Origin of the sequence: Sphingomonas adhaesiva, from assembly GCF_036946305.1 — a bacterium.
Taxonomy (GTDB): Bacteria; Pseudomonadota; Alphaproteobacteria; order Sphingomonadales; family Sphingomonadaceae; genus Sphingomonas; species Sphingomonas adhaesiva_B.
Window position 1 is genome coordinate 62304 of the sequence record NZ_JAQIJJ010000007.1, and the last position, 26063, is coordinate 88366.

Below are 26063 nucleotides of genomic sequence, written 5' to 3' on the forward strand. Positions count from 1 at the left end.
CCGTCGTGCGGCGACATCGCCCGGTGCGATCCGTCCGCCACATCGCCTCTCCGTCAACCGGGAGACGACACTCATGCACGACGACCACGATCACGACCACGGACTGGCCCACGACCTCGCGGTGATGGAGCGCATGATGGCGCGCCGCCGCGCGCTGAAATGGTTCGCCGGCGCCGGCACCGTCGCGCTGGTCGCCGGCTGCGGCGGGTCGGACGCCAGCACGGGCACGACCTCCTCCTCGTCCGCCACCGCGACCCCGACGCCCACCCCCAGCACCACCGCGACCCCCACGCCGACCGCGACCGGCACCACCACCGCCTGCATCGCCGATCCGACCGAGACCGCCGGCCCCTACCCCGCCGACGGCACCAATTCCGCCAGCGGCTCGACCTCCAACGTGCTGACCGCCAGCGGCGTGGTGCGCAGCGACATCCGCGCCAGCTTCATCGGCGCCACCACCGTCGCCACCGGGGTGCAGGTCACGCTCACGCTCACGCTGGTCGACGTCAACGCCACCTGCGCGCCGCTGGCGGGCTATGCCATCTATCTGTGGCATTGCGACCGGCAGGGGCTGTACTCGCTCTATACCGCGTCGGCTCAAAGCTACCTGCGCGGGGTGCAGGTCACCGACGCCAACGGGCAGGTCACCTTCACCACCATCTTCCCCGGCTGCTACGACGGCCGCTGGCCGCATATCCATTTCGAGGTCTATTCCAGCCTCTCGAACGCCACCTCCGGACGCTACGCGACGCTGGTGTCGCAGCTGGCGCTGCCGTCGTCGGTCTGCTCGACCGTCTATGTCGACACCGCGACCTATCCGTCGAGTTCCTCCAACTTCGCGCGCATCGCATTGTCGAGCGACGGCGTCTTCGCCGATAACACCGCCGCGCAGATCGCACAGCAGACCCCGACCATGACCGGCTCGCCGTCCGCCGGCTATCAGGCGGCCGCCGTCATCGGGCTTGCGCGCTGACCGCACGCTCGCGCATGGGGGGTGCATGACCGGCGCCCCCCTCGTCCTCTACAACAGCCTGACGCGTGCCGCGGAGACGTTCCGCCCGCTCGATCCCGCCAATGTGCGCGTCTATTCGTGCGGGCCGACCGTCTATAATTACGCGCATGTCGGCAATCTGCGCGCCTATGTCTTCACCGATACGCTTGCGCGGACGATCCGGTGGAAGGGCTGGCCGCTCACTCATGTCGTCAACATCACCGATGTCGGTCACCTGACCTCCGATGCGGACGCCGGCGACGACAAGATGGAGGCCGCCGCGCGCGCGCAGGGGCGCGACATCTGGGCGATCGCGCGCCATTATACCGACGCGTTCAAGCAGAACCTCGCCGATCTCAACATCGTGACGCCGACGCACCTGCCGCTGGCGACCGATCACGTGGCCGAGATGATCGAATGGGGCGTCCGGATCGCCGACAAACATTGCTATCAGCTCGCCGACGGCCTCTATTTCGATACCAGCACCGTCCCCGATTATGGCCGTCTGGCCGGCGCAGCGGACGATGCCGCGCACGCGCGCATCGATGCGGTGGCGGGCAAGCGCCATCCGCAGGATTTCGCGATCTGGCGCGCCACCCCGCCCGGCGAGACGCGGCAGATGGAATGGGACTCGCCCTGGGGCCGCGGCGCGCCGGGCTGGCACCTCGAATGTTCGGTGATGAGCCGCAAGTATCTCGGCGCCGCGTTCGACATCCACACCGGCGGGATCGACCATCGCGAGATCCACCACCCCAATGAGATCGCGCAGAACCAGGCCTATTGCGACTGCGCGGATACCGGCGCGACCCTGTGGATGCACAACAACTTCCTGGTCGATCGCACGGGGAAGATGAGCAAGTCCTCCGGCGAGTTCCTGACGCTCGCGCGGCTGGTCGACCGTGGCTTCCACCCGCTCGCCTATCGGCTGATGTGCCTGCAGGCGCATTATCGCAGCGAGCTGGAATTCTCCTGGGAGAACCTCGCCGCCGCGCAGGTCCGGCTGAAGCGGCTGGTCCACGCCGTCGAACGGCTGAGGCAGCAGTCCGCGCGCGGCGCGCAGATCCATTCGCTGGATCAGTTCGATCTCGCTATCAGTAACGACCTCAACACCCCGCTCGCCCTGACCCACGCAGAGGCGCTCGCCAGCGGCCGGGATTTCGGCGCCGATCGGCTCGATGCGCTGCTGAAGATGGACGAGGTGCTCGGGCTCGACCTGTCGACGATCACCCGCGCCACGCTGCGCGTCCGCCCCGCCGACGCCACGATCGACGCCAACACGATCGAAGCGCGGCTGACCGAACGCCGCGAGGCACGCGCCGCGAAGGACTTCCCGCGCTCCGACGCGATCCGCGACGACCTCGCCGCCGCCGGCGTCGAGGTGATGGACGGCGACCCGCTCGGCTGGGACTGGAAGCTGACGATCTAAATCAAATCGCCATTCAAGCCACCCTCCGTTCGTGCTGAGGAGAGGCTGAGCTTGTCGAAGCCTCGTCTCGAAGCACATGCCCTTCGAGACGCCATTTCGACAAGCTCAACGGCTCCTCAGGGCGAACGGAGATGAGATGAATGGCGATCCGGACTGGCAATCCATCACCCCGGGCTTGACCCGGGGTCCCGCTTCTTGTGCAACATCAGCGACAAAGCGGCCACCCGACGCAAGGCCGGGAGTGACAGAAGAAATAGGAGAGCCACGAATGTCCGAACTCAAACTGGTCCTCCCCGCCGCCGCGCGCCCGCTGCTCGAACCGAAACTGCCCGGCGACGTATCCGTCGATTGGTTCGCCAGCGCCGCCGAGGCGAAGGCGATGACCGCCGATGCCGACATCGCCTGGATCGACATGGAGTCGAAGACCGCGATGCACGACGCCATCATCGGCGCCGGCCCGCGGCTGAAATGGGTGTCGACGCTCTACGCCGGGCTGGACGCCTTTCCGCTCGACGACCTGAAGCGTCGCGGGGCGACCGTCACCAACGGCGCCGGCGTCAATGCGATCGCGGTCGCCGAATATGCGGTGATGGGCGTGCTGGTCGGTGCCAAGCGCTTCGACCAGGTGCTGCGCGCGCACGATCGCCACGAATGGCCGCGCGACGCGCCGGGCAAGATGGAATTGTTGGAAAGCCGCGCGCTGATCGTCGGCTATGGCGCGATCGGGCGACTGATCGGCGAGCGATTGCAGGCGTTCGGAGTCGAGGTGACCGGCGTCACCCGCTCGGGCCGCGACGGCACGATCCGGCCTGACGCCTGGCGCGCGCGGCTGGGCGAGTTCGACTGGGTGATCCTCGCCGCCCCCTCCACCGACGCGACGAAAGCGATGATCGGTGCGGACGAGCTGGCGGCGATGAAGCTCACCGCCTGGCTCATCAACATCGCGCGCGGCGACATGATCGACGACGCCGCGCTGATCGCGGCGCTGACCGAAAAGCGCATCGCCGGCGCCTTCCTCGACCCCACCAACCCGGAACCGCTGCCCGCCGACGCCGCGCTGTGGGATGCGCCCAATTGCATCATCACCATGCATTTGTCGGGACGCAGCCAGACCAGGATGTTCCAGCGTGCCGGCGCGCTGTTCCTGCGCAACCTCGCCGCCTTTCGCGAGGGGCGCACGATGGAGAATGTCGCCGACCTCGACGCAGGTTATTGATCGCCCGCACCAGACTGCCCATCCTGCCGCACGCGGGTCGTGATGGGTTTGTCATCGCGCATCCGCCTTGGCATAGGGTCGCCGACGTCGACCGACAGGGAGCGCGACTTGGAACTGCGACTGGTCATCGCCTATTCGATCATTGCCGTGTTCGTGCTGGTCGCGGCTGTCACGACGGTGGTGTTCCAGCGTCGCCGCGCAGCACGAAAGCTGCGCATGCGCGGCGTCAAGGTGGAACAGGGGTCACGCCGCCGCTAACCCGCGCTAGAACGGCGATATCATTCGTCGTCAGCGGAGCGCGTCATGGATCTGGGACTCAGCGGCAGGACCGCGATCGTCTGCGCATCGAGCCACGGGCTGGGCCGCGCCTGCGCCACCGCGCTGGCGCAGGCCGGGTGCGCGATGGTGCTCAACGGCCGTCACACCGATTCGCTGGAGGAGGCCGCGACCGCGCTGCGCGACCGCGGCGCCACCGTGGCGACGGTCGCCGGCGACATCGCCGACGAGGACGTACAACAGGCGCTGATCGATGCCGCGGGCGGCGCGCCCGACATCCTGGTCAACAACAACGCCGGCCCGCCGCTGCGCGACTTCCGCGCGCTCGACGCGGACGCGCTCCATGCCGGGCTCGACGCCAACATGGTCACCCCGATCCGGCTGGTACAGCAGGTAATCGACGGCATGGTCGAGCGGCGCTTCGGGCGCATCCTGTGCATCACCTCGGGATCGGTGAAGTCGCCCGCCGCCGGGCTGGACCTGTCGAGCGGCGCGCGCGTCGGGCTGACCGGCTTCCTCGCCGGGGTTGCGCGGCAATGCGCGCATGCCAATGTCACGATCAACTTCCTGCTGCCGGGGCTGTTCGCGACGCGCCGCCTCGACGGCGTCCACGCCTTTGCCGCCCAGGCGCAGGGCGTCGACGTGGAGGAAGCCGCGCGGCGCGCCCGCGCGCGCATTCCCGCCGGGCGGTTCGGCGATCCCGCCGAGTTCGGCGACGCATGCGCCTTCCTGTGCTCCGCGCAGGCCGGCTTCATCACGGGACAAAGTCTGCTGATCGACGGCGGCGCCTATCCCGGGTTATTGTAACGCGGAAGTTGTTTGCGGTTCGCGCACGATTCGGTCATGGACGCGCCCGTATTGGAAGGAAGATTACCGATGGCCACCAATTGGGCCCCCGACAGCTGGACGAAGGCGGAAGCGCGCCAGCTTCCCGACTATCCCGACGCCGCCGCACTGAACGCCGCCACGGAGAAGCTCACCAGCTTTCCGCCGCTGGTCTTCGCGGGCGAGGCGCGCAACCTCACCACCGACCTCGCGCGCGCGGCGGAGGGCAAGGCGTTCCTGCTCCAGGGCGGCGATTGCGCGGAAAGCTTCGCGGAATTCCATCCCAACAACATCCGCGACACCTTCCGCGTCATCCTCCAGATGGCGGTCGTGCTGACCTATGCGTCGAAGCTGCCGGTGGTGAAGGTCGGCCGCATGGCGGGCCAGTTCGCCAAGCCGCGCTCCGCGCCGACCGAGACGATCGACGGTGTCGAGCTGCCCAGCTACCGCGGCGACAACGTCAACGACATCGCCTTCACCGCGGAAAGCCGCATCCCGGATCCGGAGCGGATGCTGCGCGGCTATTCGCAGTCGGCGGCGACGCTCAACCTGCTGCGTGCCTTCGCGCAGGGCGGCTATGCCAATCTGCACCAGGTGCATCGCTGGACCCACGACTTCATGGGCCGCAGCCCCTGGGCCGCGAAATATGCCGAGACCGCCGACCGCATCGGCGAGGCGCTCGATTTCATGGAGGCGTGCGGGATCAATCCCGACACCGTGCCGCAGCTGTCGCAGACCACCTTCTACACCAGCCACGAGGCGCTGCTGCTCCCCTATGAGCAGGCGATGACGCGGCAGGATTCGCTGACCGGCGACTGGTACGACACCTCGGCGCACTTCCTGTGGATCGGCGATCGCACCCGGTTCGAAGGCTCGGCGCATGTCGAGTTCCTGCGCGGCATCGGCAACCCGATCGGGATCAAGTGCGGTCCGTCGCTGGAGCCGGACGCGCTGCTGGCGATGCTCGACACGCTCAATCCGGGGCGCGTGCCGGGGCGGATGACGCTGATCACCCGCTACGGCTATGACAAGATCGAGGCGCATCTGCCCAAGCTGGTCCGCGCGGTGAAGCGCTCGGGGCATCCGGTGGTGTGGAGCTGCGACCCAATGCACGGCAACGTCGTGAAGGCGGCCAACGGCTACAAGACGCGCCCGTTCGAGCGCATCCTGGCCGAAGTGCGCGGCTTCTTCGCGGTCCATCGCGCCGAGGGCACGCACGCCGGCGGCATCCATGCCGAGATGACCGGACAGAACGTCACCGAATGCACCGGCGGCGCGATCGACGTCACCGAACAGACGCTGGCCGACCGCTACCACACGCATTGCGACCCGCGTCTGAACGCAGGCCAGAGCCTGGAGATGGCGTTCCTGCTGGCGGAGATGCTCAACACGGAAATGGCAGAGCGCCGCAAGGCGGCGTGACCCGCAGTCGCAAAGCCCCTCCCCTGAAGGGGAGGGGCGATTTTCGGGGTTGACGCCCCCTGCCCCCGCCCGTAACAGCGCGCCTCACACCGCGCACGGCCCCTTCGTCTAGCGGTTAGGACGTCGCCCTCTCACGGCGAAAACACGAGTTCGATTCTCGTAGGGGTCACCAGCCGCCACGCGGCCTGCGGTCTTCCACCATCGATACCATCGGATTGAATGCAGCGGTACGCGCGTGCCGCTTTCCGCGCGCCGTTCCCCCGCCCGCACACGGCATGTTGTTCGCCGCCCGCCCGCTCTCTTCAATACAATCCGCCGTCAACGGCGCGGCATTTGATGCAATATGTTCGTCACACGGACATAGCCTCCATCGACAAAGAGGTGCCGCAGCACCCTTCGGATCGGCACCGTGGCGACGGTGGGGCTCACCTCCCGCCTGCCGCCGCGAGCAACCGCCGACCGGAACCCGTCGCAGGACCGACAGGAACAACGATTTCCACAAGGGGGGACCATCAATGCGAGCTTTTCGTTCGATCCTGATCGCCGGCGTCGCCGTCGCCGCCATGCCGGCGATCGCGCAGGCGCAGCAGGCCGACACCGCGACCGCGGGTGACGACATCGTCGTCACCGGGCTGAAGCGGCAGTATTTCGGCGACACGCCGGTCAAGGAAATCCCCCAGGCGGTGCAGTTCCTGGACGGTGAGCTGCTCAAGGACCTCAACGTCACCCGGCTGGACACCGCGCTGGAGCTGGCGAGCGGCGTGTCGAAGCAGAACAATTTCGGCGGGCTGTGGGACAGTTTCGCGATCCGCGGCTTCGCCGGCGACGAGAATTTTCCCAGCGGCTTCCTGGTCAACGGCTTCAACGGCGGTCGTGGCTATGGCGGCCCGCGCGACGCGTCGAACGTGGAGCGGATCGAGGTGCTGAAGGGGCCGAATTCCGCACTGTTCGGGCGCGGCGAACCCGGCGGCACGATCAACATCGTCACCAAGAAGCCGCTGTTCAAGACGTTCGGCAGCTTCGCGCTGTCAGGCGGCAGCTTCAACACCTTCCGCGTCGAGGGCGATTATAACCTGCCGCTCAGCGACGCGGTCGCGATCCGGCTCAACGGCGCGGCGGAGGATGCGGACAGCTTCCGCGACACCGTCCACACCCGCAAATACGTCCTCACCCCCTCGCTGCTGGTGAAGCTGGGCGAGGGCACGATCGCCACGTATGAAATGGAATATGTGAACCAGGAGGTGCCCTTCGACCGCGGCGTCGTCGCGGTGAACGGCGTGCTGGGACGCATCCCCAACTCGCGCTATCTGGGCAATCCGGCGGACGGCCCGACGCAGGTGAAGGTGCTGGGCCATCAACTTCAGCTGCAACAGGATCTGGGCAGCGACTGGACGCTGCTGATGGGTGCCGGGTACAAGGACACGATCTTCCGCGGCTTCTCCAGCGATCCGGAGCTGGCGGTGTCGCGCCAGCAGCTGTACGTCGACGGCCGCACGCTGTCGCGCCAGCGCCGCTTCCGCAACTATATGACCACGCACAAGACGGTGCGCGGCGAGGTGTCGGGGAAGGTCGACACGGGCGGGATCGTCCACAACATCCGCATCGGCGCCGACTGGGACCAATTCGACATCCACACGTACCAGACGCGGTTTCGCCCGACGCTGGCGGGCAATCGCTACGGCATCGATATCTTCGCGCCCAATTACAATGTCGTCGCGCCGACGCCCACCACAGTGATCCAGAACGCGACCGAGGTGCAGAAGGCCTGGGGCATCTACGCGCAGGATCAGGTTGAGCTGACGGAGGCGATCAAGGTCCGCTTCGGTGGCCGCTACGACAATTTCGACCAGAATATCGACCTGCGTCTCAACAACACCAACCCTCACAAACATTATAACCGCTTCAGCCCGATGGCCGGGATGGTGGTGGAGCCGACCGACAGCCTGTCGATCTACGCCAGCTACGGTCGCGGTTTCCGGCCGAACAGCGGCGTCGGGGCGAACGGCCAGCCGTTCGATCCGGAGCTGAGCAAGGCGTATGAGGTGGGTGCCAAGGTCGTCACCAGCTACATCACCAGCACGCTGTCGGTGTTCCGGATGCAGAAGACCAACATCCTGACCAACGACCCGTCCAACCCCGGTTTCTCCAAGCCGGTCGGCGCCGCCAACAGCAAGGGCATCGAATTCGACGCCGACGTGAAGCTGCCGATGGGCGTGCAGATGTACGCGGCCTATTCGTACATCGACGCGGGCTGGGCCAATGACGTGCGGGATCCCAATTTCGCGGCGCCGATCCGGCGCGGCGATCCGCTCATCAACATCCCCAAGCATCAGGCCAACGTGCTGGTGTTCAAGAACTTCCCCGTGGGCGGGCACGAGGCGATGCTGGGCGCGGGCGTCAACCACGTCGGCCGCCGGCTGGGCGAGACGGCGACCACCTTCTTCCTCCCCGCCTATACGCTGGTGCGCGTGCTGGGGTCGGTCGAGGTGGCGCCGGGCATCAAGCTGAACGCCGACGTCAACAACCTGTTCGACAAGCAATATTACGCCAGCTCCTACGCCAGCCTGTGGGTGCAGCCCGGGATGCCGCGGTCGTTCAACGTGCGCGCCACGTTCGACTTCTGACGGCCGGGCCGGCGGGCGCCCCCATTCCCCTTGCTGCCGGGCGCCCGCCGGCCTTTTTCGTCCATGTCCGTTGCGAAAGGCGGGTGATGAACCGCGCGCTGCTGCTCCGTATCCATCGCTATGTCGGACTGGCGCTCGCCCCGTTGCTGCTGGTGCAGGCGGCGACGGGCGCGCTGCTGCTGTGGCGCAGCGATGCCGCGCGGGCGATCGACCCGGCGGCGTGGACCAGCCGCCACGCGGGCGCGACGATCTCCGCGGGAGACGCGGTGCGTCGCGCCGAGCGTGCCGTGGCGCACGGCCGGGTGACGCGGCTGTTCTGGCCCGCGGACCGCGACGGCACGTTCCTCGTCCAGCTGGCGACCCCCGATCGCACCGCTTATGCCACGATCGATCCCGCGGGCGGCGCGGTGCTGCGTCGTGGCGGGATCGCCGCCTTTCCGGTCGAACTGGCGCTGGCGCTGCATTTCCGGCTGGCGACGGGGCGCATCGGGATGGCGGTCGTGCTGCTGGACGCGCTGGCGCTACTGGCGCTGGCGGGGAGCGGGATCGCCTTCTGGTGGCCGCGCCGCGCACCGCGATGGCGCCAACTGACCGTGCGCTGGAACGTCGCCGGGCGGCTGGTGCTGCGCCAGTTGCATCGCACCGCCGGCGTCCTGATCTCGATCGTGATCGGCTTCAGTGCGCTGACCGGCCTGCTGCTGATCGTCCCCGAACTGATCGACGGTCCTTCCACGCCCGCGATGCGCGCCTCCGTCGACACCGCCGCGATCGACTGCGCGGTGACGGCGGCGCGTGCCGCCATCCCCTCGGGCGCGCTGCGTGACATGCGGATCGACGCGACGCGCGTCATCGTCAACGTCACCGCGCCCGAGCGCAACACGCGCGCCGTCCACCGCGTCACGATCGACCTGGCGCGGCCGGACCGGCGGGTCGTGCTGCGCGCCGCCGACCAGTCCGCCTGGTGGATCACGATCCTGCCGCTCCATGCCGGCGATCCGCTGGGTACGGCCGGGCGCCTCGTCCTGATGCTGGGGGCGGCGATGCTCGCGGCGCTCGCGGTCAGCGGCCCGGTGATGTGGTGGCAACTGGCCGCCCTGCGCCGGCGCGCCGCGACGAACCGGCCCCCCTCCCTCCAACGACAGCAGCCTGCATGACGTTGCTCTACACCTCCGACCCGACCCGCGGCGCGATCTGGCGCGCGATCTTCGCGGCGGAGGCGCCGGACATCCCCTTCGTCACCGCGCAGGATGGCGGTCCGCCGGCGGACACGCGCTATCTCGCCGCCTGGGCGCCCACGCCCGCGCTCATCGCGCAACTGCCGGCGCTGGAGGTGGTGTTCTCGATCGGTGCGGGGATCGACCAGATGGACCCGGCCGCCCTGCCCCCGCACGTCAGGCTGGTGCGGATGATCGAGCCCGGTATCACGCAGGGGATGGTGGAATATGGCGTCATGGCGACGCTGATGCTCCACCGCGACATGATCCATTATCGCGCGGCGCAGGGCGAGCGCCGCTGGGCGCCGCGCCCCTCGCTCCCCGCTGCGAGTCGCCGCGTCGGCGTGCTGGGGCTGGGCGAGCTGGGACGCGCGCTGCTCGCCGCGTTGCGACCGTTCGGGTTCGCGCTGTCGGGATGGAGCCGGTCGCCGCGCGCGATCGAGGGGGTCGATACCCATGCGGGCGACGCCGCGCTGCCGTCGTTCCTGGCGGCGTGCGATATCCTGATCTGCCTACTGCCGCTGACCGAAGACACGCGCGGCATCCTCGACCGGCGCAACCTGTCCTGCCTGCCGCCGGGTGCGGCGGTGGTGAACGTCGGGCGCGGTGGGCATCTGGTGGCGGACGACCTCATCGCCCTGCTCGACGAAGCGCATCTGTCGGCGGCGGTGCTGGACGTGACCGATCCGGAGCCGCTGCCCGCCGATCACCCGCTGTTCGCGCACCCGCGCGTACTGGTGACGCCGCATATCGCCAGCGCCACCCGGCCGGAAAGCGGCGCACGCGCGGTCATCGCGAACATCCGCCGCCATCTGGCGGGCGAGGAGATGACGGGAATCGTCGCGCGCACCCGGGGGTATTAGCGATAGGCGACCGTCGCGCGCATCGCGACGGCGCCGTCGCACCGCACCGCCTGCACCACATCGTCGCCCGCCGTTTCCAGGAACACCGGCTGCCCCAGGAACAGCGGCGCCTCCGCCCGGAACGAGAAGCCGGCCAGCGTCCCCCGCCGCGCCGCCAGCGCCGCCAGCCGCGCGGCGGTGAACGGCCCATGCACCACCAGCGCGGGATAGCCCTCCACCGCGGTCGCATAGGGCAGGTCGTAATGGATGCGATGCGAATTGAACGTCGCCGCCGAGAAGCGGAACAGCCGCACCTCGTCGGGCTGCCACCGCTCGCCCGCGGGCGACGGCGTCACGGCCTCGGGCATCGCCACGCGCGCGCCATGGTCACGATAGACGTAGCTCTGGCGTTCGCGCACGCGCACCGTGCCCGCCTGGCGCACGATGCGCTCCACCTCGACGAACACCAGATCGCCCGACCGCCCGCTCTTATGCCGCACGTCGACGATCTCGCTGTCGAGCGTCGCTTCCTCGTCCAGCGTCAGCGGCACCTCGAACGTCATCGCGGCGGCGGCGAACATGCGGCGCTGCAAGGTGATCGCGGGCAGGAAGTCGCCGCGGCGCGGATGCCCGTCCTCCCCGATCTCGCGATCGGCCGGCATCGGCAGAAAGAACGCCCAGTGCGGCAGCGGCACCGCCGCGTCATCCGTCTCGCACCCCACCGCCACCGCAAAGCGACGCAGGTCGCCGCGATGCAGCACCTGCCGCTGCGACACACGCCGCCCGATCGCCTCACGCCATTGCGCGACCATCGTTTCATCGATCGTTGTCATCGCCGGCCTCCTCTCCGCCACGGGGGCGATAGCCGACGACAGCCACGCTGGCGACTGAGATACAGGTGAAGAGGTGAGATCCGACACCCGGCCGGCGCGCGCTCAATCAAAGGTGAGAAGGCCGCGCCCCTCAGGTCGGCGGCAGGACGGAAATGGTGGAGCCGAGGGGGATCGAACCCCTGACCTTCGCAATGCCATTGCGACGCTCTCCCAGCTGAGCTACGGCCCCATTCCGTCCGGGAGGCAGCCCCCTAGCGGGCTGCCGCTGGAATGGCAAGCGGCGCTTTCACCGCTTGCCGAACTTTTTCACGTCAGTTGTTCTCGTCGTCGTCGGTGGGTGCCTCGACGCCCAAGTCGTCGTCGCCGCCCAGATCGACTTCGTCGTCGGCCGAGGGCTCTTCGTCCTCGCCGGTGTCGATATCCTCGTCGTCGCCCGCCAGATCGGAATCCGCCTCCTGCTTGTCGGGCTTCACCTGCTCGAACGGCAGCGGCTGCTTGGATTTCAGGATCGGCTCGGGTTCCCATGCATAACCGCAGTTGATGCAGGTGACGGGCTCGTCCTTCTGGAGATCATAGAAACGCGTCGCGCATTTCGGGCACGTTCGCTTCGTGCCCCATTCCGGCTGGATCATGCCGTGGAAAGCCTTTCGGATGGGTGGTTCGTCGGATACGTCCGTCGAAGTGGGGCGCGCCTTGCCATAGCGCAAGCCGGCTGGCAAGGCCGCGCGGCTTCCCGGTCGCAATGGCCATCCTTCCTGCCCCATCCTTCCAGCCGGTGCCGCTCACCTCCATGTCTCATACCTCCCCCGCCCGCCCCTTGTCCGTCGCCGCCGCCGGACCGCTGAAGGGCACGCTGACCGTTCCCGGCGATAAGTCGATCAGCCATCGCTCGCTGATGTTTGCGGGACTGGCGGTCGGCGAAAGCCGCATCAGCGGACTACTGGAGGGCGAGGACGTGCTCGCCACCGCCGCCGCGATGCGCGCGATGGGCGCGCAGGTGGCGCGCGAGGCGGACGGCACGTGGCGTGTCCATGGCGTCGGCGTCGGCGGGCTGCTCCAGCCGCAGGTCGCGCTGGAGATGGGCAATTCGGGCACCTCCACCCGGCTGCTGATGGGGCTGGTCGCCAGCCATGCGATCACCGCGACCTTCGTCGGCGACGCCAGCCTGTCGAAGCGCCCGATGGCGCGCGTGGCCGAGCCGCTGGCGCTGATGGGCGCGACCTTCATGGCCAGCCCCGGCGACCGCCTGCCGCTGACGATGCGCGGCCTGACGCCGGCGATCCCGATCGACTACACGCTCCCGGTCGCCTCGGCGCAGGTGAAGTCGGCGGTGCTGCTCGCCGGGCTCAACACGCCCGGCATCACCCGCGTGATCGAGCCGGTGCCGACCCGCGACCATAGCGAGCGGATGCTGCGCGGGTTCGGCGCGCGCGTCGAGGTGGAGGAGACGCCGCACGGCCGCGTCATCTCGATCCATGGCGAGGCGGAACTCAGCCCGCAGGACATCGACGTTCCCGGCGATCCGTCGTCCGCCGGCTTCTGGATGGTCGCGGCCTCGATCGTGCCGGGGTCGGACGTGACGATCCGCAACGTGCTGATGAACCCGACGCGCACCGGCCTCGTCACCGCGCTGCGCCTGATGGGCGCGTCGATCGAGGAGGTCGGCGTGCGCGATGTCGGCGGCGAGCGCGTCGCCGACCTGCGCGTCCGCCACGCCCCGCTGACCGCGATCGAGGTGCCCGCCGACCTCGCGCCCAGCATGATCGACGAATATCCGATCCTGTTCGTCGCCGCCGCCTTCGCGCGCGGCACCACGGTCGCGCGTGGCGCGCACGAGTTGCGCGTCAAGGAGTCGGATCGCATCGCCGCCATGGCTGCGGCACTCGGCCTTGCCGGCGTGCGCACCACCGAGCATGAGGATGGCCTGTCGATCGAGGGGCGCGACGGCGATCCCCTGCCCGGCACCGGCGGCGCGCGGGTCGCCTCGCAACTGGATCATCGCATCGCGATGAGCATGGCGGTGGCAGGGATGCACGCGCGCGACGCGGTGACGATCGACGATGCCGCGCCGATCGCGACCAGCTATCCCGCCTTCCTCGACACCGCGCGCTCGCTGGGCGCGCTGCCGCAATGGATCAACCGATGATCATCGCCGTCGATGGCCCCGCCGCCTCGGGCAAGGGCACGATCGCCAAGGCGCTGGCGAAACATTATCATCTGCCCCATCTCGACACCGGGCTGCTCTATCGCGCTGTCGCCGCAACGGTGATGCGGCTGGAGCTTGATCCGGAGAAGGAGGCCGATGCGGTCGCCGCCTGCGACTTCGACGAGCTGACGCTGGCCGATCCGGTGCTGCGCGACGACGATGTCGGGCAGGTCGCCTCGATCGTGTCCGCGCATCCGCTGGTGCGCGCCGCGCTGATGCAGCGACAGAAGAGGTTCGCGCATCAGGAAGGCGGCGCGATCCTCGACGGGCGCGACATCGGCACCGTCATCGCACCCGATGCCCATGCCAAGCTGTTCGTCCGCGCCACGCCGACGATCCGTGCGCAGCGCCGCCATGCGGAGCTGAAGAACCGCGGCAAGGCGACCAGCTTCGACCAGGTGCTCGCCGATATCCGCGCGCGCGACGAGCGCGACAGCTCGCGTTCCACCGCGCCGCTGGTCACCGCGCCCGATGCCGCGCTGCTCGACACCAGCTTCCTGTCGATCGACGCCGCCGTCGCCAAGGCGATCGCGCTGGTGGAGGCGCGGACGAAGGGTTAGTCGACGGCCCAATCCTCGCGACCGTGGCGGATGCGGAGGACGAAAGGATTTCCATCGTCCTTGATGCGATAGAGGATAAGATGCACGCCAACCGGAAAGGCGCGTGTCTCTTCGTCGATCTCCTCACGCACGCGCGCGATCCGCGGAAAACCGCCGATGAGGGTCATCGCCTCCCGTAGCCGCGCGACGTACCGCTGGGACGCTTGATCGCCGAACCGTCCCAGCCCATCGATAACGATGTGCCGCAAATCCAGTTCGGCGGCACCCGAAAGCTCAATCTCCATCGGCGGTCCGCGCCTGGTACGAAGCCCGGGCATCGGCGATGATCTGGTCGAACGACCGTTCGGACATCCCGCTCGCCCGCCCCTCGTCGACCAGCCGCTGCATGTTGGCGATCTTCTCCGCGCGTACCTGTTCGCGCCGGATCAGGTCGCGCACCACGTCGCTGGAATTGCTGTAGCGGCCGGTGCCGGCCTGTTGCTCCACCCATTCCTTCATCGCGTCGGGAAGCGAGATGTTCATCGTAGCCATGTCGTGATCCTCCATCCCTTGGCAAACCTTGTCAACCTTGCTTTCTATCGCATGTTCCGCTAGGGCGCGCCGGTCCGGCGGGCTGTGGCTCGCGGAGGCGCGGCGCGACAGGTACGTCCTCTCGCGCCTTTTCGCTTATCGGCGGCACGCTTCTGCGCACTTCTGGTCCAACGGATGCCGCGTTCCGCATGGGGCGGACGTGGCGTTTTGGCCAAGACCAGCGGACCCAACCGCTTGGCCGGAAACGAACTATCTAGGACGAACCCTTTTATGGCCTCAGTGGCAACTCCCTCGCGCGACGAATTTGCGGCGATGCTCGATGACATGTTCGGCGGCGCCGACAGCTTCGAGGGCCGCGTGGTGCTCGGCACCGTCACCGGCATCGAGAACGATCTGGCCGTCATCGACGTCGGCCTGAAGAGCGAGGGCCGCGTGCCGCTGCGCGAATTCGCGCCGGCACCGGGGCAGAAGGCCGACCTGAAGGTCGGTGACGAGGTCGAGGTGTACGTCGACCGCGTCGAGAACATGCATGGCGAGGCGATGCTGAGCCGCGACCGCGCCCGCCGCGAGGCCGCGTGGGACAAGCTGGAGCTGGAATTCAGCAAGACCGCGCGCGTCGAGGGCGTGATCTTCGGCCGCGTCAAGGGCGGCTTCACCGTCGACCTGAACGGCGCGGTGGCGTTCCTGCCCGGCTCGCAGGTCGACATCCGCCCGGTGCGTGACGTGACCCCACTGATGGACATCCCGCAGCCGTTCCAGATCCTGAAGATGGACCGCAAGCGCGGCAACATCGTCGTCAGCCGCCGCGCGGTGCTGGAAGAGACCCGCGCCGAGCAGCGTTCGGGCCTGATCCAGTCGCTGCACGAGGGCCAGATCATCGAGGGCGTGGTGAAGAACATCACCGATTACGGCGCCTTCGTCGACTTGGGCGGCATCGACGGCCTGCTGCACGTCACCGACCTCAGCTACAAGCGCGTCGGCCATCCGTCGGAGATGATCAACATCGGCGACACGGTGCGCGTCCAGATCATCCGCATCAACAAGGACACGCAGCGCATCTCGCTGGGCATGAAGCAGCTGGAGAGCGATCCCTGGGATGGCGCGGCGGCCAAGTATCCGGTCGGCGCGAAGCTGTCGGGCCGCGTCACGAACATCACCGAATATGGTGCCTTCGTGGAGCTGGAGCCGGGCATCGAGGGCCTCGTCCACGTGTCCGAAATGTCCTGGACCAAGAAGAACGTCCACCCGGGCAAGATCGTCTCGACCTCGCAGGAAGTCGATGTCGTCGTGCTGGAGGTCGACGAGGACAAGCGCCGCATCTCGCTGGGCCTGAAGCAGGCGCAGGCCAATCCGTGGGAGGCGTTCGCCGCCGCGCATCCGATCGGCTCGACCGTCGAGGGCGAGGTCAAGAACGCGACCGAATTCGGCCTGTTCATCGGCCTGGACAACGACGTCGACGGCATGGTCCACATGTCCGACATCGCCTGGGGCGTGTCGGGTGAGGACGCGCTGAACCTCCATCGCAAGGGTGAGACGGTGCAGGCCGTGGTGCTCGACATCGATCCGGAGAAGGAGCGCATCTCGCTCGGCATGAAGCAGCTGGAGCGTGGCGGCCCGGTCGCCGCGGGTGCATCGGATCGCCTGGGCAAGAACCAGGTCACGACCGTCACCGTGCTGGAGGTCCGCGACGCGGGTCTCGAAGTGCAGGCGGGCGACGATGGCGCAACCGGCTTCATCAAGCGCACCGACCTCGGCCGCGATCGCGACGAGCAGCGTCCGGAGCGTTTCCAGGTCGGGCAGAAGTTCGACGCGATGGTGACCGGCTTCGACCGTTCGAAGAAGCCGACCTTCTCGGTCAAGGCGATGCAGATCGCCGAGGAGAAGCAGGCGGTGGCGCAGTACGGTTCGTCCGACTCGGGCGCGTCGCTGGGCGACATTCTGGGCGAGGCGCTCAAGGCGCGCGACACCAAGAAGTAAGCGCATCCGCCACGATGCGTTCGGGAAAGGGGCCGGCGGCGACGCCGGTCCCTTTTTTTGATGGCACCGGTGCCAAGGCGGTACGATCGGTTCCGCCGTTTTGCGTAATATCGAGCCAAAACGGTGCTTTCGCCCGCAGAAACTTACTTGTATCAGTCTCGCCGCCGCGGTGGCGAGTCCTTGGGGGGTAAGTCGAACGAGATGATACGGTCGGAACTGGTGCAGGCACTGGCGCAGGAAAATCCGAGCCTCTCGCAACGCGATGTCGAGGCGATCGTCGCGACCTTCTTCGACGAGATCGTGCGCCGCCTGAGCGAGAACGGGCGCGTCGAGCTCCGCGGTTTCGGCGCCTTCTCCACCCGTGCGCGCGACGCGCGCGTTGGCCGCAATCCGCGCACCGGCGAGACGGTCGACGTGGATGCGAAGCGCGTCCCCTTCTTCAAGCCCGGCAAGGAAATGCGCCACCGGCTCAACGTGTGATGGCGGAGGGTCGCGTCGTCGCGGTCGCGCGCGACGCGGACCACCGTTTCTCCAAACAGGTCGCGGCGCGGCTGGCCCTGATCGAGGGAATCGGCGTCGCGGGCGATGCGCATGCCGGAGCGACTGTCCAGCACCGCTCTCGCGTCGCGATCGATCCCGACCAGCCCAATCTGCGCCAGGTCCATCTGATCCATGCGGAATTGCTGGACGAACTGGCGCGCGCCGGGTCCGATGTCCGGCCCGGCGACCTGGGTGAGAACATCCTGACCTCGGGCGTGAATCTGCTCGCGCTGCCGCAGGGGACCACGTTGCGCTTCGCCTCCGGTGGCGAAGTCGCAATCACCGGATTGCGCAATCCCTGTGCGCAGATCGAACGCTTCCAGCCCGGCCTGCTCGCCGCGGTGCTCGACCGCGCGCCCGATGGCGCGCTGATCCGCAAGGCCGGCGTAATGGCGATCGTCACCGCGTCGGGCGACGTCCGCGCCGGCGACGCGATCGCGATCCACTTGCCATCCGCTCCACACAAGCCCTTGCAGCCGGTCTGACGCGCACATCCGCGCCTTGACGCGGCGCCGTACAACCGCTTCGTGCGATGGCGTGCGGGCGTGGCGGAATCGGTAGACGCTGGAGACTTAAAATCTTCTGCCCTTGGCGTGCGGGTTCGAGTCCCGCCGCCCGCACCAAGCTCGCCGGGCATCGCCACCGTCGCAAACTTCGCGGGTCAAAGGCGGCGGAACCGTGTAGCGACTCCGTCGCGAACAGCCTGGGTCGAGCGCGAACACATGCCCTTATTCCCTCACCGCCGCCGTGCCGCCGCCGCGATCGCCGCGCTGGCGGCGCTTGCCGCCACTGGGTCGTGCGGGCGGCGTCCGGATGTTGGGCCGGTGGTCGCCAGCGTGATCGGCGGCGCGCCGGAGCTGGCCGGGCGCACGCGCGCCGCGATGCCGACGGGCGACCGCCTGCTCACCGATGCGCTGGCGGAGGGGCTGGTCCGCTTCGACGCCGCGGGGCAGATCGAACCCGGCGTGGCGGAACGCTGGATCGTCACCGACGAGGGGATGAGCTACATCTTCCGCCTGCGCAACGCGCGCTGGCCGGATGGCGCGCCGGTGCGCGCGGCGGAGGTGGTGGCGCTGCTGCGACGACAGATCGCCGCCGCGTCCGGCAACGATATCGCGCCCTATCTGAGCGCGGTCGCCTCGGTGGTGGAGATGACGCCCGAGGTGATCGAGATCGAGCTGTCGCGCCCGCGCCCCGATCTGCTCAAGCTGTTCGCCCAGCCCGAACTGGCACTGGTGCGCGCGCGTCCCGCCGGGGGTGCGGGGCCGTTCAGGCGCAAGGAGGAACGCCATCAGGCGCTGCTGCTGTCGCCCGCGATCGATCCCGATCGCGATCCCGATGAGGCGCGCCCCGCCCCGGAGGACGAGGTGCTGCTGCGCGGCGAGCGTGCCGCCAGCGCGATCGTCCGCTTCGTCGAGCGCGACTCGGACCTGGTCACCGGTGGGACGATCGCCGACTGGCCGCTGGTGCAGGCGGCCAATCCCGCCCCGGTCAACATCCGCATCGATCCCGCCGCGGGGCTGTTCGGCCTCGCCGTGGTGCGGCGCGACGGCTTCCTCGCCGATGCCGCGAACCGCGCCGCGGTGGCGCAGGCGATCGACCGTGCCGACCTCGCCACCGGCATCTCGCCCGACTGGGTAGCGCGCGACACTGTGCTGCCCGAACAGCTCGACTCGGCACTCGCCCCCGCGATCCCGCTATGGGCGTCGGTCCCGGCCGAACAGCGTGCCGACGCCGCGCGCGCGACCGTGGCGCGGTGGCGCGCGGCGCACGGCGTGCCGCAGCTGGGCATCGCGCTGCCCGGGGGGCCGGGCGGCACGCTGTTGTGGGCGCGGATCGCGCGCGATCTCTATGCGATCGGCATCCGTCCGGTGCGCCTCGCGCCCGATGACGCCGGCGCCGACCTGCGCCTGGTCGATCGGGTCGCGCCCTATGACAGCGCGCGCTGGTATCTGGCGGAGGCGTGCGTCGCCTGTTCCGAACAGGCCGCTGCCGCGATCGAGGCGGCGCGGCTGGCGGACACGCTGGCGGGTCGCGCCCAGGCGCTGGCGACCGCCGATGCGGCGCTGGCGAGCGATGTCGCGTTCGTCCCGCTCGGCCGCCCGTTCCGCTGGTCGCTGGTCGCGTTGCGGCTGCGCCAGTGGCAGGCGAATGCGCGCGCGTGGCACCCGTTGAACCGGCTCCGCGCCGACACCAACTAAGTGGCATGAGCACGCGTCCCACCCCCTTCCCCGCCGGCCCCGCGTTCGCGCACCTGCCGGTCGGGCGCGATCCCGCCGCCGTGCGCCAGCGCGTCGAGGCGATGGAGCGGCTGCTGGAGGGTATGTTCGTCATCCCCGGGATCAACCGCCGCGTCGGACTGGACGCGATCATCGGGCTGGTGCCGGTGGTCGGCGATCTCGCCGCGGCGGCGATGGGGATGTGGATCGTGTGGGAGGCGCGCAACCTTGGCATGGGTCGTCTGGCGCTCGCGGCGATGACCGCGCGTGTCGGGTTCGACGCGCTACTCGGCATGGTGCCAATCGTCGGCGACGCGGCCGACCTGATGTACCGCTCCAACACCCGCAACGTGAAGCGGATCAAGCGCTACCTCGACAAGCACCATCCGTCGACGGTGACGGTCGCCGGGTGATCTCGTCGCCCCGGCCTTGAGCCGGGGTCACGCTTCTCACCATCGACGCAAAGGAAAAAGCGGGATCCCGGATCACGTCCGGGATGACGACAATTCATCGCGGCCGGAACACCCCGCCTCCCGGCATCGGTGTGGCCACCCCGGTCGTACCTGGGAAGCTGATCGGCAGCCCCTCCAGCGCGCGCACCGCCATATAGGCGAACCCTTCCGCCTCCAGCGCATCGCCGTTCCAGCCCAGCGCATCGACCGGCTCCGGCGTCACCCCCGTCCAGCGCGCGATCATCGCCATCAGCGTCGGGTTGAGCCGCCCGCCGCCCGCCACCAGCAGCTGCGCCGGCACCTCCGGCAGCAGCCGCAGCCCGTCCGCCACCGTCGCCGCGGTGAAGGCGGTCAGCGTCGCCGCGCCATCCGCCGCCGACAGCCCGCGCGCCGGCTGGACCGTGAAATCGTTGCGGTCAAGCGACTTCGGATAGGGCGCAGCAAAATAGGGGTGCTCCAGCATCGCGGTCAGCACCGCCTCGTCGACCTGCCCCGATGCCGCCAACGCCCCGTCACGATCGAACCGCGCGCCGGTTTCCTGCTCCATCCACGTATCGATCAGGCCGTTCGCCGGCCCGGTGTCGAACGCCGCCAGCGTCCCGTCGCGCGCGATCAGCGTGACGTTCGCCACCCCGCCCAGGTTCAGTACCGCCACCGGCTTCGCCAGTTCCGCCGCGCGCGCGGCGTGATAGACCGGCAGCAACGGCGCGCCCTGCCCGCCCGCGGCGACGTCCGCGCTGCGAAAGTCGCCGACCGTGACGATCCCGGTCACGTCCGCCAGCGCCTGCGCATCGCCGATCTGCCATGTCCAGCCGCGGTCGGGACGATGCGCCACCGTTTGCCCGTGGAAGCCGATCACCCCGACCTCGCCCGCGGTCACGCCTGCGTCGCGCAGCAGCTTCTGTACCGCCAGCGCATGGGTGCGCGTGATCAGCTCCGCCGCGGCGACCAGCGGCGGGCTGGCGCGCGGGCGCTCGAACGTCAGCGCCATCTGCGTCACCTCGGCCAGTTGCGCGCGCGCTGCATCCGAATAGGGCTCACCGCGAAACGCGATCGTGCGCACCGCCTCGCGCCCGTCGGTGTCGATCAGCGCGGCGTCGATCCCGTCCAGCGACGTGCCCGACATCAATCCGATCGCCAGCATGATACGCGCCCCTCTTGTCGAAAGCCCGCTACCTATCGTCGGTGCCGCGGTGCTGGCAAATCGGCCCGTCCCGCATTATGTGCGCAGCGTCCCATGGCAACCCAACTTCCCTCTCCGCCCCGCGTGGGCATGGTCTCGCTCGGCTGTCCCAAGAATCTGGTCGACAGCGAGCGTATCCTGACGCAGCTGCGCGCCGACGGCTATCAGATGTCGGCCGACTATGCCGGCGCCGACGTGGTGCTGGTCAACACCTGCGGCTTCCTCGATTCCGCCAAGGAGGAATCGCTGGAGGCGATCGGCGAGGCGATCGCGGAGAACGGCCGTGTCATCGTCACCGGCTGCATGGGCAAGGAGGCGGAGGCGATCCGCACCCGCTTCCCACAGGTGCTGGCGATCACCGGCGCGCACGAATACGAACAGGTGGTGGAGGCGGTCCACGCCGCCGCCCCCGCCGCGATCAGCCCCTATGTCGACCTGATCCCCGACGCGGGCCTCAAGCTGACCCCGCGCCACTACAGCTATCTGAAGATTTCCGAGGGCTGCAACCACCGCTGCGCCTTCTGCATCATCCCCAGCTTGCGCGGCGACCTCGTCAGCCGCCGCCCCGACGCGATCCTGCGCGAGGCGGAGAAGCTGGTCGCCGCGGGCACGAAGGAATTGCTGGTCATCAGCCAGGACACCTCGGCCTATGGCATCGACATCCGCGATCAACCGCGGATGTGGAAGGGGGCGGAGGTGCGCCCGCACATGACCGATCTCGCCCGCGAACTGGGCAGGATCGCGCCATGGGTCCGCCTCCACTACGTCTATCCCTATCCGCACGTCGATCAGGTCATCCCCCTGATGGCCGAGGGGCTGGTGCTGCCGTATCTCGACATCCCGTTCCAGCATGCCGCACCCGCGGTGCTGCGCCGGATGAAGCGCCCCGCCAACGACGCCAAGGTGCTCAGCCGCATCCATGGCTGGCGCGCAATGTGTCCCGATATCGCGATCCGCTCCACCTTTGTCGTCGGCTTCCCGGGCGAGACCGAGGAGGACTTCCAGTACCTGCTCGACTGGCTGGACGAGGCGCAGCTCGATCGCGTCGGCGCCTTCCGCTTCGAACCCGTCGAGGGCGCGTCCGCCAACGCGCTCCCCGACCCAGTGCCTGAGGAGGTGAAGGAAGAGCGCTACGCGCGCATCATGGAGAAGACCGCCGCCATCTCCGCGGCGAAGCTGGCGGCGAAGGTCGGCCGCACGCTCGACGTGATCATCGATGCGGTGGATGCGGAGACGGGTGGCGCGACCGGCCGCTCCACCGCGGACGCGCCGGAGATCGACGGCGAGGTCCACCTGCGCGATGCGGGCCACCTGGCCGAGGGCAATATCGTGCCGGTGACGATCGAAGAAGCCGACGACCACGACCTGTTCGGGGTGCCGGCCTGACCATGGCCGTCGCCCCTGCGCAGGCAGGGGCCTCTTCGTGAGGATCGACAGCAACCGCCAACGGAAAGACCCCAGCCTGCGCTGGGGTGACGTCCGTTGGTAGCCGAAGGAAACGTCACGAGCGGTTGGTAGCGGAGGAGGGACTTGAACCCCCGACCCCAGGATTATGATTCCCGTGCTCTAACCAGCTGAGCTACTCCGCCCCGTCGAAGACAGGAGCGCCGAACCGCTCGTGAGGCGCGGGCTATAGCAGCGCAAACGAGGCGGTCAAGCGGGGTTGAGCGCCTTCTCCCCACCCCTTCCGTCACCCCGGCCTTGAGCCGGGGTCCCGCTTGCCCGGCCATGCCGCGGACAAACCCCGACACCACCCCGCTCAACCCTGGCCCCCGGAACAAGTCCGGGATGACGAAGCGCGTGTGGCGAGGGATCAACCACCACGCCTACCCGAACATATGCCGCGACAGCGGCTCCCACGGCCCGCCGCGGTACCACCATGCCGCCAGCCCCGCGATCGCCACCGAGCGCGCCACGAACCCTGCCTGCACCTGCGCCAGCGTCGTCTTGGCTTCCGCCGGCGTCACCTTGTTCTGCACCGTCACATGCGCACGCCAGCCGGCCTGATCCTGCGGTGTCAGCAGCCCGTGGAACGCATCGGCCAGCCGTGCGCGGATCGCCGCCAGTTCGGGCGAATCGATCCGATACGCTACCCCCGCGGCCCAGCGAGAACACGCCCGCCACCCGCGCCGTCGGCGCCGGCACCCCGCGCGTTTCCTGCGCCAGCCGGTGGCGCAGTTCGTCCGCACTGCCCGGCGGCAGGTGGTGGAACATCGTCAGATGCGCCGCGAGCTGGTTGCGCTCCGGCGGAAAGAAGGCGCGGCGCTGCGCGTCGAAGAACGCCTGGTCCTGCGCCCCGAACAGCGCGGTCAGGATGATCGGGGCGGGCACTTCCGTGATCAAATCTCGATCTGGCTGCCCAGTTCGACCACGCGATTGGTCGGCAGGCGGAAGAATTCCATCGCGCTTTCGGCGTTGCGCAGCATCCACGCGAACAATTTCTCGCGCCAGATCGCCATCCCCGGCCGCTCCGACGCCAGCAGCGTCTGGCGGCTGAGGAAGAAGCTGGTGTCCATCATCCGGAACTCACCGCCACAGCCGCGGAACGACTTCAGGTTCGCGGGCACGTCGGGCTCCTCCATGAAGCCGTAGCGCAGGATGACACGATGGAACCCCTGCCCCAGATCCTCGTGCAGGAAGCGGTCCGCGATCGGGAAATAGGGCATGTCGGTGACGCGCACCGTCAGCAGGATGACGCGGTCGTGCAGCACGCGATTGTGCTTCAGATTGTGGAGCAGCGCATGCGGCACGCCGTCCGGCGTGGACGTCATGAACACCGCGGTGCCCGACACGCGCGTGGCGGAGGTGGCGGCCGAATCGATGAAGATCTTGATCGGCATCGCCGCCTCGCGCATCCGCTCCAGCATCAGCTTGCGGCCCTGCGACCAGGTGGTCAGCAGCACGAAGACGATGATCGCCACCAGCAGCGGGAACCAGCCGCCATCGGGCACCTTGGTCAGGTTCGACCCGAAATACAGCCCGTCGATCGCCAGGAACACGATCTCGAACAGCGCCACCGCCCATAGCGGCCAATGCCATACGCGCCGGATCAGCACGCCGACCATACAGGTGGAGATGAACATCGTCCCCGTCACCGCAATGCCATAGGCCGCGGCGAGGTTCGACGATTCGCCGAAGCCGAAGACCAGCAGCAGCACCATCACCATCAGCGCCCAATTGGCCGCGGGGATATAGATCTGCCCGGCCTCCGACGCGCTGGTATGGGTGATGCGGATACGCGGCATCAGCCCCAGCTGCACCGCCTGCTGCACCACCGAATAGGCGCCGGTGATCACCGCCTGGCTGGCGATGACGGTCGCCATCGTCGCCAGGATGACCAACGGCAGACGCCAGTCCTCCGGCGCCATCAGGAAGAAGGGGTTCTCCGCCGCCGCCGGCGTCTCCAGCAGCATCGCGCCCTGCCCCAGATAATTGAGCATCAGCGCCGGCAGCACGAAGCCCAGCCAGGCGTAGGAGATCGGCTTGCGCCCGAAATGCCCCATGTCGGCATACAGCGCCTCCGCCCCCGTCACCGCCAGCACGACGGACCCCAGCGCCAGGAACGCCAGCCGCCCGTCCGCCGCGGCGAAGCGTACCGCCCAGACGGGATTGAGCGCCCACAACACGTCCGGTCGCTTGGCGATGTGCATCAGGCCCATGCCCGCCAGCACCAGGAAATAGACGATCATGATCGGGCCGAACAGCCGCCCGACCTTCGCGGTGCCGATCGATTGCAGGTAGAAGAGCGCGATCAGGATCGTCACCGCGATCGGCAGCACGAACGAATCGAACCCCTGCTCGACCGTCGCCAACCCCTCCACCGCCGACAACACGGAGATGGCGGGCGTGATCATGCAATCGCCGAAGAACAAGGCGGTCGCCACCACGCCCAGCATCACCAGGCTCGGCCCCCAGCGCTTGCCCGCACCCGACCGTCGCTGGATCAGCGCCAGCAGCGCCAGGCTGCCGCCCTCGCCATTATTGTCCGCGCGCAGGATGATGAGGACGTATTTCAACGTCACGATCAGCATCAGCGACCAGAACATCAGGCTGACGACGCCGAAGATATGGAGCTGGTCGACCGCGAGCGGATGGTGCCCGACGAACACCTCCTTCATCGCGTACAGCGGGCTGGTGCCGATATCGCCATAGACGACGCCGATCGCGCCCACCGCCAGCGCGGCCATCCCCTGGCGGCTGCCGTGGTGATGATGCGGCGCGTCGGTCACGGTCGCACCGGCCGCGTCGGCACTCATGCCGTCACCGCCGCGCGGGATGTTGACAGGGTTCGGGCAGGGGCGTTGCCGTCCGTGCTCGCGACGTGATCGCCCACTGAGGTGCCCATAGTGACGGCGCGCCTAGCACCCGCCCGTGTGGCTTGCAACGCGGAACAGATGCCGAACGATGTCGTTGATCCTCCCGAAAGGACACAGACCGATGACCGAGGCCAACGACCCGAAAACGCACCCCTTTTCCAATGCGGAGAAGGATCCCGACGACTGGACCACCGGCGACGAGCCGATGACCGGCGCGCAGGCGAGCTACCTCAAGACGCTGAGCGAGGAAGCCGGCGAGCCGTTCGACGAGTCGCTGACCAAGGCCGACGCATCGAAGCGCATCGATGCGCTACAGGAGAAGACCGGCCGGGGCGCGTGACGCTGGAGCGGGAGGCGAAGCGCGGTTCCGCCGTTTCACTCCTCAGACGTCATCCCAGCGAAAGCTGGGA

The 26063-nt window shown here is 68.5% G+C and carries 24 protein-coding genes, 4 tRNA genes and 1 pseudogene; 20 read left to right on the forward strand and 9 right to left on the reverse strand.

Features of this window, described 5'->3' with window-relative positions:
* Positions 1 to 73: 73 nt before the first annotated feature.
* From PGN14_RS12575 to PGN14_RS12620, 10 genes are all read left to right on the forward strand, one after another.
* Positions 74 to 973, forward strand: a complete 900-nt coding sequence (locus PGN14_RS12575; protein WP_335299867.1) for an intradiol ring-cleavage dioxygenase — start codon at positions 74 to 76, stop codon at positions 971 to 973.
* A gap of 25 nt (positions 974 to 998) precedes the next feature.
* Positions 999 to 2417, forward strand: a complete 1419-nt coding sequence (cysS, locus tag PGN14_RS12580) for a cysteine--tRNA ligase (RefSeq protein ID WP_335299868.1) — start codon at positions 999 to 1001, stop codon at positions 2415 to 2417.
* Positions 2418 to 2685: 268 nt separating this feature from the next.
* Entirely contained in the window at positions 2686 to 3633 is a 948-nt protein-coding gene (locus tag PGN14_RS12585) for a D-2-hydroxyacid dehydrogenase (protein ID WP_335299869.1), read from the forward strand.
* 108 nt (positions 3634 to 3741) lie between these two features.
* Positions 3742 to 3891, forward strand: coding sequence for a hypothetical protein (locus PGN14_RS12590; RefSeq protein ID WP_335299870.1), 150 nt, complete (start codon positions 3742 to 3744; stop codon positions 3889 to 3891).
* Between the two features lie 45 nt (positions 3892 to 3936).
* Positions 3937 to 4716, forward strand: coding sequence for an SDR family oxidoreductase (locus PGN14_RS12595; protein WP_335299871.1), 780 nt, complete (start codon positions 3937 to 3939; stop codon positions 4714 to 4716).
* A 69-nt stretch (positions 4717 to 4785) separates the two neighbouring features.
* Positions 4786 to 6156, forward strand: a complete 1371-nt coding sequence (locus PGN14_RS12600) for a class II 3-deoxy-7-phosphoheptulonate synthase (RefSeq protein WP_335299872.1) — start codon at positions 4786 to 4788, stop codon at positions 6154 to 6156.
* A gap of 97 nt (positions 6157 to 6253) precedes the next feature.
* A tRNA-Glu gene (locus PGN14_RS12605) sits at positions 6254 to 6328 on the forward strand.
* A gap of 343 nt (positions 6329 to 6671) precedes the next feature.
* Positions 6672 to 8780, forward strand: coding sequence for a TonB-dependent siderophore receptor (locus tag PGN14_RS12610; RefSeq protein ID WP_335299873.1), 2109 nt, complete (start codon positions 6672 to 6674; stop codon positions 8778 to 8780).
* An 86-nt stretch (positions 8781 to 8866) separates the two neighbouring features.
* Positions 8867 to 9934: a PepSY-associated TM helix domain-containing protein gene (locus PGN14_RS12615; protein ID WP_335299874.1), complete on the forward strand. Its 1068-nt coding sequence runs from the start codon at positions 8867 to 8869 to the stop codon at positions 9932 to 9934.
* On the forward strand, positions 9931 to 10857 hold the full coding sequence (locus tag PGN14_RS12620; protein ID WP_335299875.1) for a 2-hydroxyacid dehydrogenase: 927 nt from the start codon (positions 9931 to 9933) through the stop codon (positions 10855 to 10857). The genes PGN14_RS12615 and PGN14_RS12620 overlap by 4 nt, the downstream gene beginning before the upstream one ends.
* On the opposite strand, the gene PGN14_RS12625 is transcribed toward PGN14_RS12620, so the two are convergent.
* The 3 genes from PGN14_RS12625 to PGN14_RS12635 all read right to left on the reverse strand — a co-directional run bounded on the left by PGN14_RS12625 (position 10854) and on the right by PGN14_RS12635 (position 12301).
* Positions 10854 to 11669, reverse strand: coding sequence for an FAS1-like dehydratase domain-containing protein (locus PGN14_RS12625; protein ID WP_335299876.1), 816 nt, complete (start codon positions 11667 to 11669; stop codon positions 10854 to 10856). The genes PGN14_RS12620 and PGN14_RS12625 overlap by 4 nt on opposite strands.
* A gap of 153 nt (positions 11670 to 11822) precedes the next feature.
* A tRNA-Ala gene (locus PGN14_RS12630) sits at positions 11823 to 11898 on the reverse strand.
* A gap of 82 nt (positions 11899 to 11980) precedes the next feature.
* Positions 11981 to 12301 carry an FYDLN acid domain-containing protein gene (locus tag PGN14_RS12635; RefSeq protein ID WP_335299877.1) on the reverse strand — a complete coding sequence of 107 codons (321 nt, stop codon included), beginning with the start codon at positions 12299 to 12301 and terminating at the stop codon, positions 11981 to 11983.
* Between the two features lie 158 nt (positions 12302 to 12459).
* Here PGN14_RS12635 and aroA point away from each other — a divergent pair, with 158 nt between their 5' ends.
* Positions 12460 to 13815, forward strand: coding sequence for a 3-phosphoshikimate 1-carboxyvinyltransferase (gene aroA, locus PGN14_RS12640; protein WP_335299878.1), 1356 nt, complete (start codon positions 12460 to 12462; stop codon positions 13813 to 13815).
* Positions 13812 to 14435, forward strand: a complete 624-nt coding sequence (cmk, locus tag PGN14_RS12645) for a (d)CMP kinase (RefSeq protein ID WP_335299879.1) — start codon at positions 13812 to 13814, stop codon at positions 14433 to 14435. Before aroA ends, cmk begins: the two co-directional genes overlap by 4 nt.
* Here the strand turns inward: cmk and PGN14_RS12650 are convergent.
* Together PGN14_RS12650 and PGN14_RS12655 are read right to left on the reverse strand one after the other, a co-directional pair.
* Positions 14432 to 14719 (reverse strand): type II toxin-antitoxin system RelE/ParE family toxin, encoded by a 288-nt coding sequence (locus PGN14_RS12650; RefSeq protein WP_335299880.1) that lies wholly within the window; start codon positions 14717 to 14719, stop codon positions 14432 to 14434. The two genes, cmk and PGN14_RS12650, sit on opposite strands and share 4 nt — an antisense overlap.
* Positions 14709 to 14966 carry a type II toxin-antitoxin system ParD family antitoxin gene (locus PGN14_RS12655; protein WP_335299881.1) on the reverse strand — a complete coding sequence of 86 codons (258 nt, stop codon included), beginning with the start codon at positions 14964 to 14966 and terminating at the stop codon, positions 14709 to 14711. Before PGN14_RS12655 ends, PGN14_RS12650 begins: the two co-directional genes overlap by 11 nt.
* 270 nt (positions 14967 to 15236) lie before the next feature.
* Here PGN14_RS12655 and rpsA point away from each other — a divergent pair, with 270 nt between their 5' ends.
* The 6 genes from rpsA (at position 15237) to PGN14_RS12685 (ending at position 20115) form a co-directional block, all read left to right on the forward strand.
* Positions 15237 to 16943: a 30S ribosomal protein S1 gene (gene rpsA / locus PGN14_RS12660; RefSeq protein WP_335299882.1), complete on the forward strand. Its 1707-nt coding sequence runs from the start codon at positions 15237 to 15239 to the stop codon at positions 16941 to 16943.
* A gap of 201 nt (positions 16944 to 17144) precedes the next feature.
* Complete coding sequence (locus PGN14_RS12665; protein ID WP_335299883.1) at positions 17145 to 17423, forward strand: integration host factor subunit beta; 279 nt, start codon at positions 17145 to 17147, stop codon at positions 17421 to 17423.
* The gene (locus PGN14_RS12670; protein ID WP_335299884.1) at positions 17423 to 17968 is read left to right on the forward strand and encodes an MOSC domain-containing protein; all 546 of its coding nucleotides are present in this window, start codon (positions 17423 to 17425) and stop codon (positions 17966 to 17968) included. The genes PGN14_RS12665 and PGN14_RS12670 overlap by 1 nt, the downstream gene beginning before the upstream one ends.
* 54 nt (positions 17969 to 18022) lie before the next feature.
* Positions 18023 to 18106, forward strand: a tRNA-Leu gene (locus PGN14_RS12675).
* A 99-nt stretch (positions 18107 to 18205) separates the two neighbouring features.
* Positions 18206 to 19684 (forward strand): ABC transporter substrate-binding protein, encoded by a 1479-nt coding sequence (locus PGN14_RS12680; protein WP_335299885.1) that lies wholly within the window; start codon positions 18206 to 18208, stop codon positions 19682 to 19684.
* A gap of 5 nt (positions 19685 to 19689) precedes the next feature.
* Positions 19690 to 20115 (forward strand): DUF4112 domain-containing protein, encoded by a 426-nt coding sequence (locus PGN14_RS12685; RefSeq protein ID WP_335299886.1) that lies wholly within the window; start codon positions 19690 to 19692, stop codon positions 20113 to 20115.
* Between the two features lie 94 nt (positions 20116 to 20209).
* Here the strand turns inward: PGN14_RS12685 and PGN14_RS12690 are convergent, their stop codons facing one another.
* Positions 20210 to 21298 carry an anhydro-N-acetylmuramic acid kinase gene (locus PGN14_RS12690; protein WP_335299887.1) on the reverse strand — a complete coding sequence of 363 codons (1089 nt, stop codon included), beginning with the start codon at positions 21296 to 21298 and terminating at the stop codon, positions 20210 to 20212.
* Positions 21299 to 21391: 93 nt separating this feature from the next.
* Here PGN14_RS12690 and rimO point away from each other — a divergent pair, with 93 nt between their 5' ends.
* Positions 21392 to 22723: a 30S ribosomal protein S12 methylthiotransferase RimO gene (gene rimO, locus PGN14_RS12695; protein WP_335299888.1), complete on the forward strand. Its 1332-nt coding sequence runs from the start codon at positions 21392 to 21394 to the stop codon at positions 22721 to 22723.
* A 126-nt stretch (positions 22724 to 22849) separates the two neighbouring features.
* Here rimO and PGN14_RS12700 read toward each other — a convergent pair.
* The 3 genes and pseudogenes from PGN14_RS12700 to PGN14_RS12710 form a co-directional block, all read right to left on the reverse strand.
* Positions 22850 to 22926, reverse strand: a tRNA-Met gene (locus PGN14_RS12700).
* A gap of 237 nt (positions 22927 to 23163) precedes the next feature.
* Positions 23164 to 23677 (reverse strand): annotated as a pseudogene (locus PGN14_RS12705) (2'-5' RNA ligase family protein).
* Complete coding sequence (locus PGN14_RS12710) at positions 23677 to 25593, reverse strand: potassium transporter Kup (RefSeq protein WP_335299889.1); 1917 nt, start codon at positions 25591 to 25593, stop codon at positions 23677 to 23679. Before PGN14_RS12710 ends, PGN14_RS12705 begins: the two are co-directional and overlap by 1 nt.
* Positions 25594 to 25774: 181 nt before the next feature.
* Between PGN14_RS12710 and PGN14_RS12715 the strand changes: the two genes are divergently transcribed.
* Positions 25775 to 25993, forward strand: a complete 219-nt coding sequence (locus PGN14_RS12715) for a DUF3072 domain-containing protein (RefSeq protein ID WP_335299890.1) — start codon at positions 25775 to 25777, stop codon at positions 25991 to 25993.
* Positions 25994 to 26063: the final 70 nt, after the last annotated feature.

Excerpts from the sequence above, each read along its gene's own strand:
- PGN14_RS12575 (WP_335299867.1), top strand. The coding sequence starts at position 74 with ATGCACGACGACCACGATCACGACCACGGACTGGCCCACGACCTCGCG.
- cysS (WP_335299868.1), top strand. The coding sequence starts at position 999 with ATGACCGGCGCCCCCCTCGTCCTCTACAACAGCCTGACGCGTGCCGCG.
- PGN14_RS12585 (WP_335299869.1), top strand. The coding sequence starts at position 2,686 with ATGTCCGAACTCAAACTGGTCCTCCCCGCCGCCGCGCGCCCGCTGCTC.
- PGN14_RS12595 (WP_335299871.1), top strand. The coding sequence starts at position 3,937 with ATGGATCTGGGACTCAGCGGCAGGACCGCGATCGTCTGCGCATCGAGC.
- PGN14_RS12600 (WP_335299872.1), top strand. The coding sequence starts at position 4,786 with ATGGCCACCAATTGGGCCCCCGACAGCTGGACGAAGGCGGAAGCGCGC.
- PGN14_RS12610 (WP_335299873.1), top strand. The coding sequence starts at position 6,672 with ATGCGAGCTTTTCGTTCGATCCTGATCGCCGGCGTCGCCGTCGCCGCC.
- PGN14_RS12615 (WP_335299874.1), top strand. The coding sequence starts at position 8,867 with ATGAACCGCGCGCTGCTGCTCCGTATCCATCGCTATGTCGGACTGGCG.
- PGN14_RS12620 (WP_335299875.1), top strand. The coding sequence starts at position 9,931 with ATGACGTTGCTCTACACCTCCGACCCGACCCGCGGCGCGATCTGGCGC.
- PGN14_RS12625 (WP_335299876.1), bottom strand. The coding sequence starts at position 11,669 with ATGACAACGATCGATGAAACGATGGTCGCGCAATGGCGTGAGGCGATC.
- PGN14_RS12635 (WP_335299877.1), bottom strand. The coding sequence starts at position 12,301 with ATGATCCAGCCGGAATGGGGCACGAAGCGAACGTGCCCGAAATGCGCG.
- aroA (WP_335299878.1), top strand. The coding sequence starts at position 12,460 with ATGTCTCATACCTCCCCCGCCCGCCCCTTGTCCGTCGCCGCCGCCGGA.
- cmk (WP_335299879.1), top strand. The coding sequence starts at position 13,812 with ATGATCATCGCCGTCGATGGCCCCGCCGCCTCGGGCAAGGGCACGATC.
- PGN14_RS12650 (WP_335299880.1), bottom strand. The coding sequence starts at position 14,719 with ATGGAGATTGAGCTTTCGGGTGCCGCCGAACTGGATTTGCGGCACATC.
- PGN14_RS12655 (WP_335299881.1), bottom strand. The coding sequence starts at position 14,966 with ATGGCTACGATGAACATCTCGCTTCCCGACGCGATGAAGGAATGGGTG.
- rpsA (WP_335299882.1), top strand. The coding sequence starts at position 15,237 with ATGGCCTCAGTGGCAACTCCCTCGCGCGACGAATTTGCGGCGATGCTC.
- PGN14_RS12665 (WP_335299883.1), top strand. The coding sequence starts at position 17,145 with ATGATACGGTCGGAACTGGTGCAGGCACTGGCGCAGGAAAATCCGAGC.
- PGN14_RS12670 (WP_335299884.1), top strand. The coding sequence starts at position 17,423 with ATGGCGGAGGGTCGCGTCGTCGCGGTCGCGCGCGACGCGGACCACCGT.
- PGN14_RS12680 (WP_335299885.1), top strand. The coding sequence starts at position 18,206 with ATGCCCTTATTCCCTCACCGCCGCCGTGCCGCCGCCGCGATCGCCGCG.
- PGN14_RS12685 (WP_335299886.1), top strand. The coding sequence starts at position 19,690 with ATGAGCACGCGTCCCACCCCCTTCCCCGCCGGCCCCGCGTTCGCGCAC.
- PGN14_RS12690 (WP_335299887.1), bottom strand. The coding sequence starts at position 21,298 with ATGCTGGCGATCGGATTGATGTCGGGCACGTCGCTGGACGGGATCGAC.
- rimO (WP_335299888.1), top strand. The coding sequence starts at position 21,392 with ATGGCAACCCAACTTCCCTCTCCGCCCCGCGTGGGCATGGTCTCGCTC.
- PGN14_RS12710 (WP_335299889.1), bottom strand. The coding sequence starts at position 25,593 with ATGAGTGCCGACGCGGCCGGTGCGACCGTGACCGACGCGCCGCATCAT.
- PGN14_RS12715 (WP_335299890.1), top strand. The coding sequence starts at position 25,775 with ATGACCGAGGCCAACGACCCGAAAACGCACCCCTTTTCCAATGCGGAG.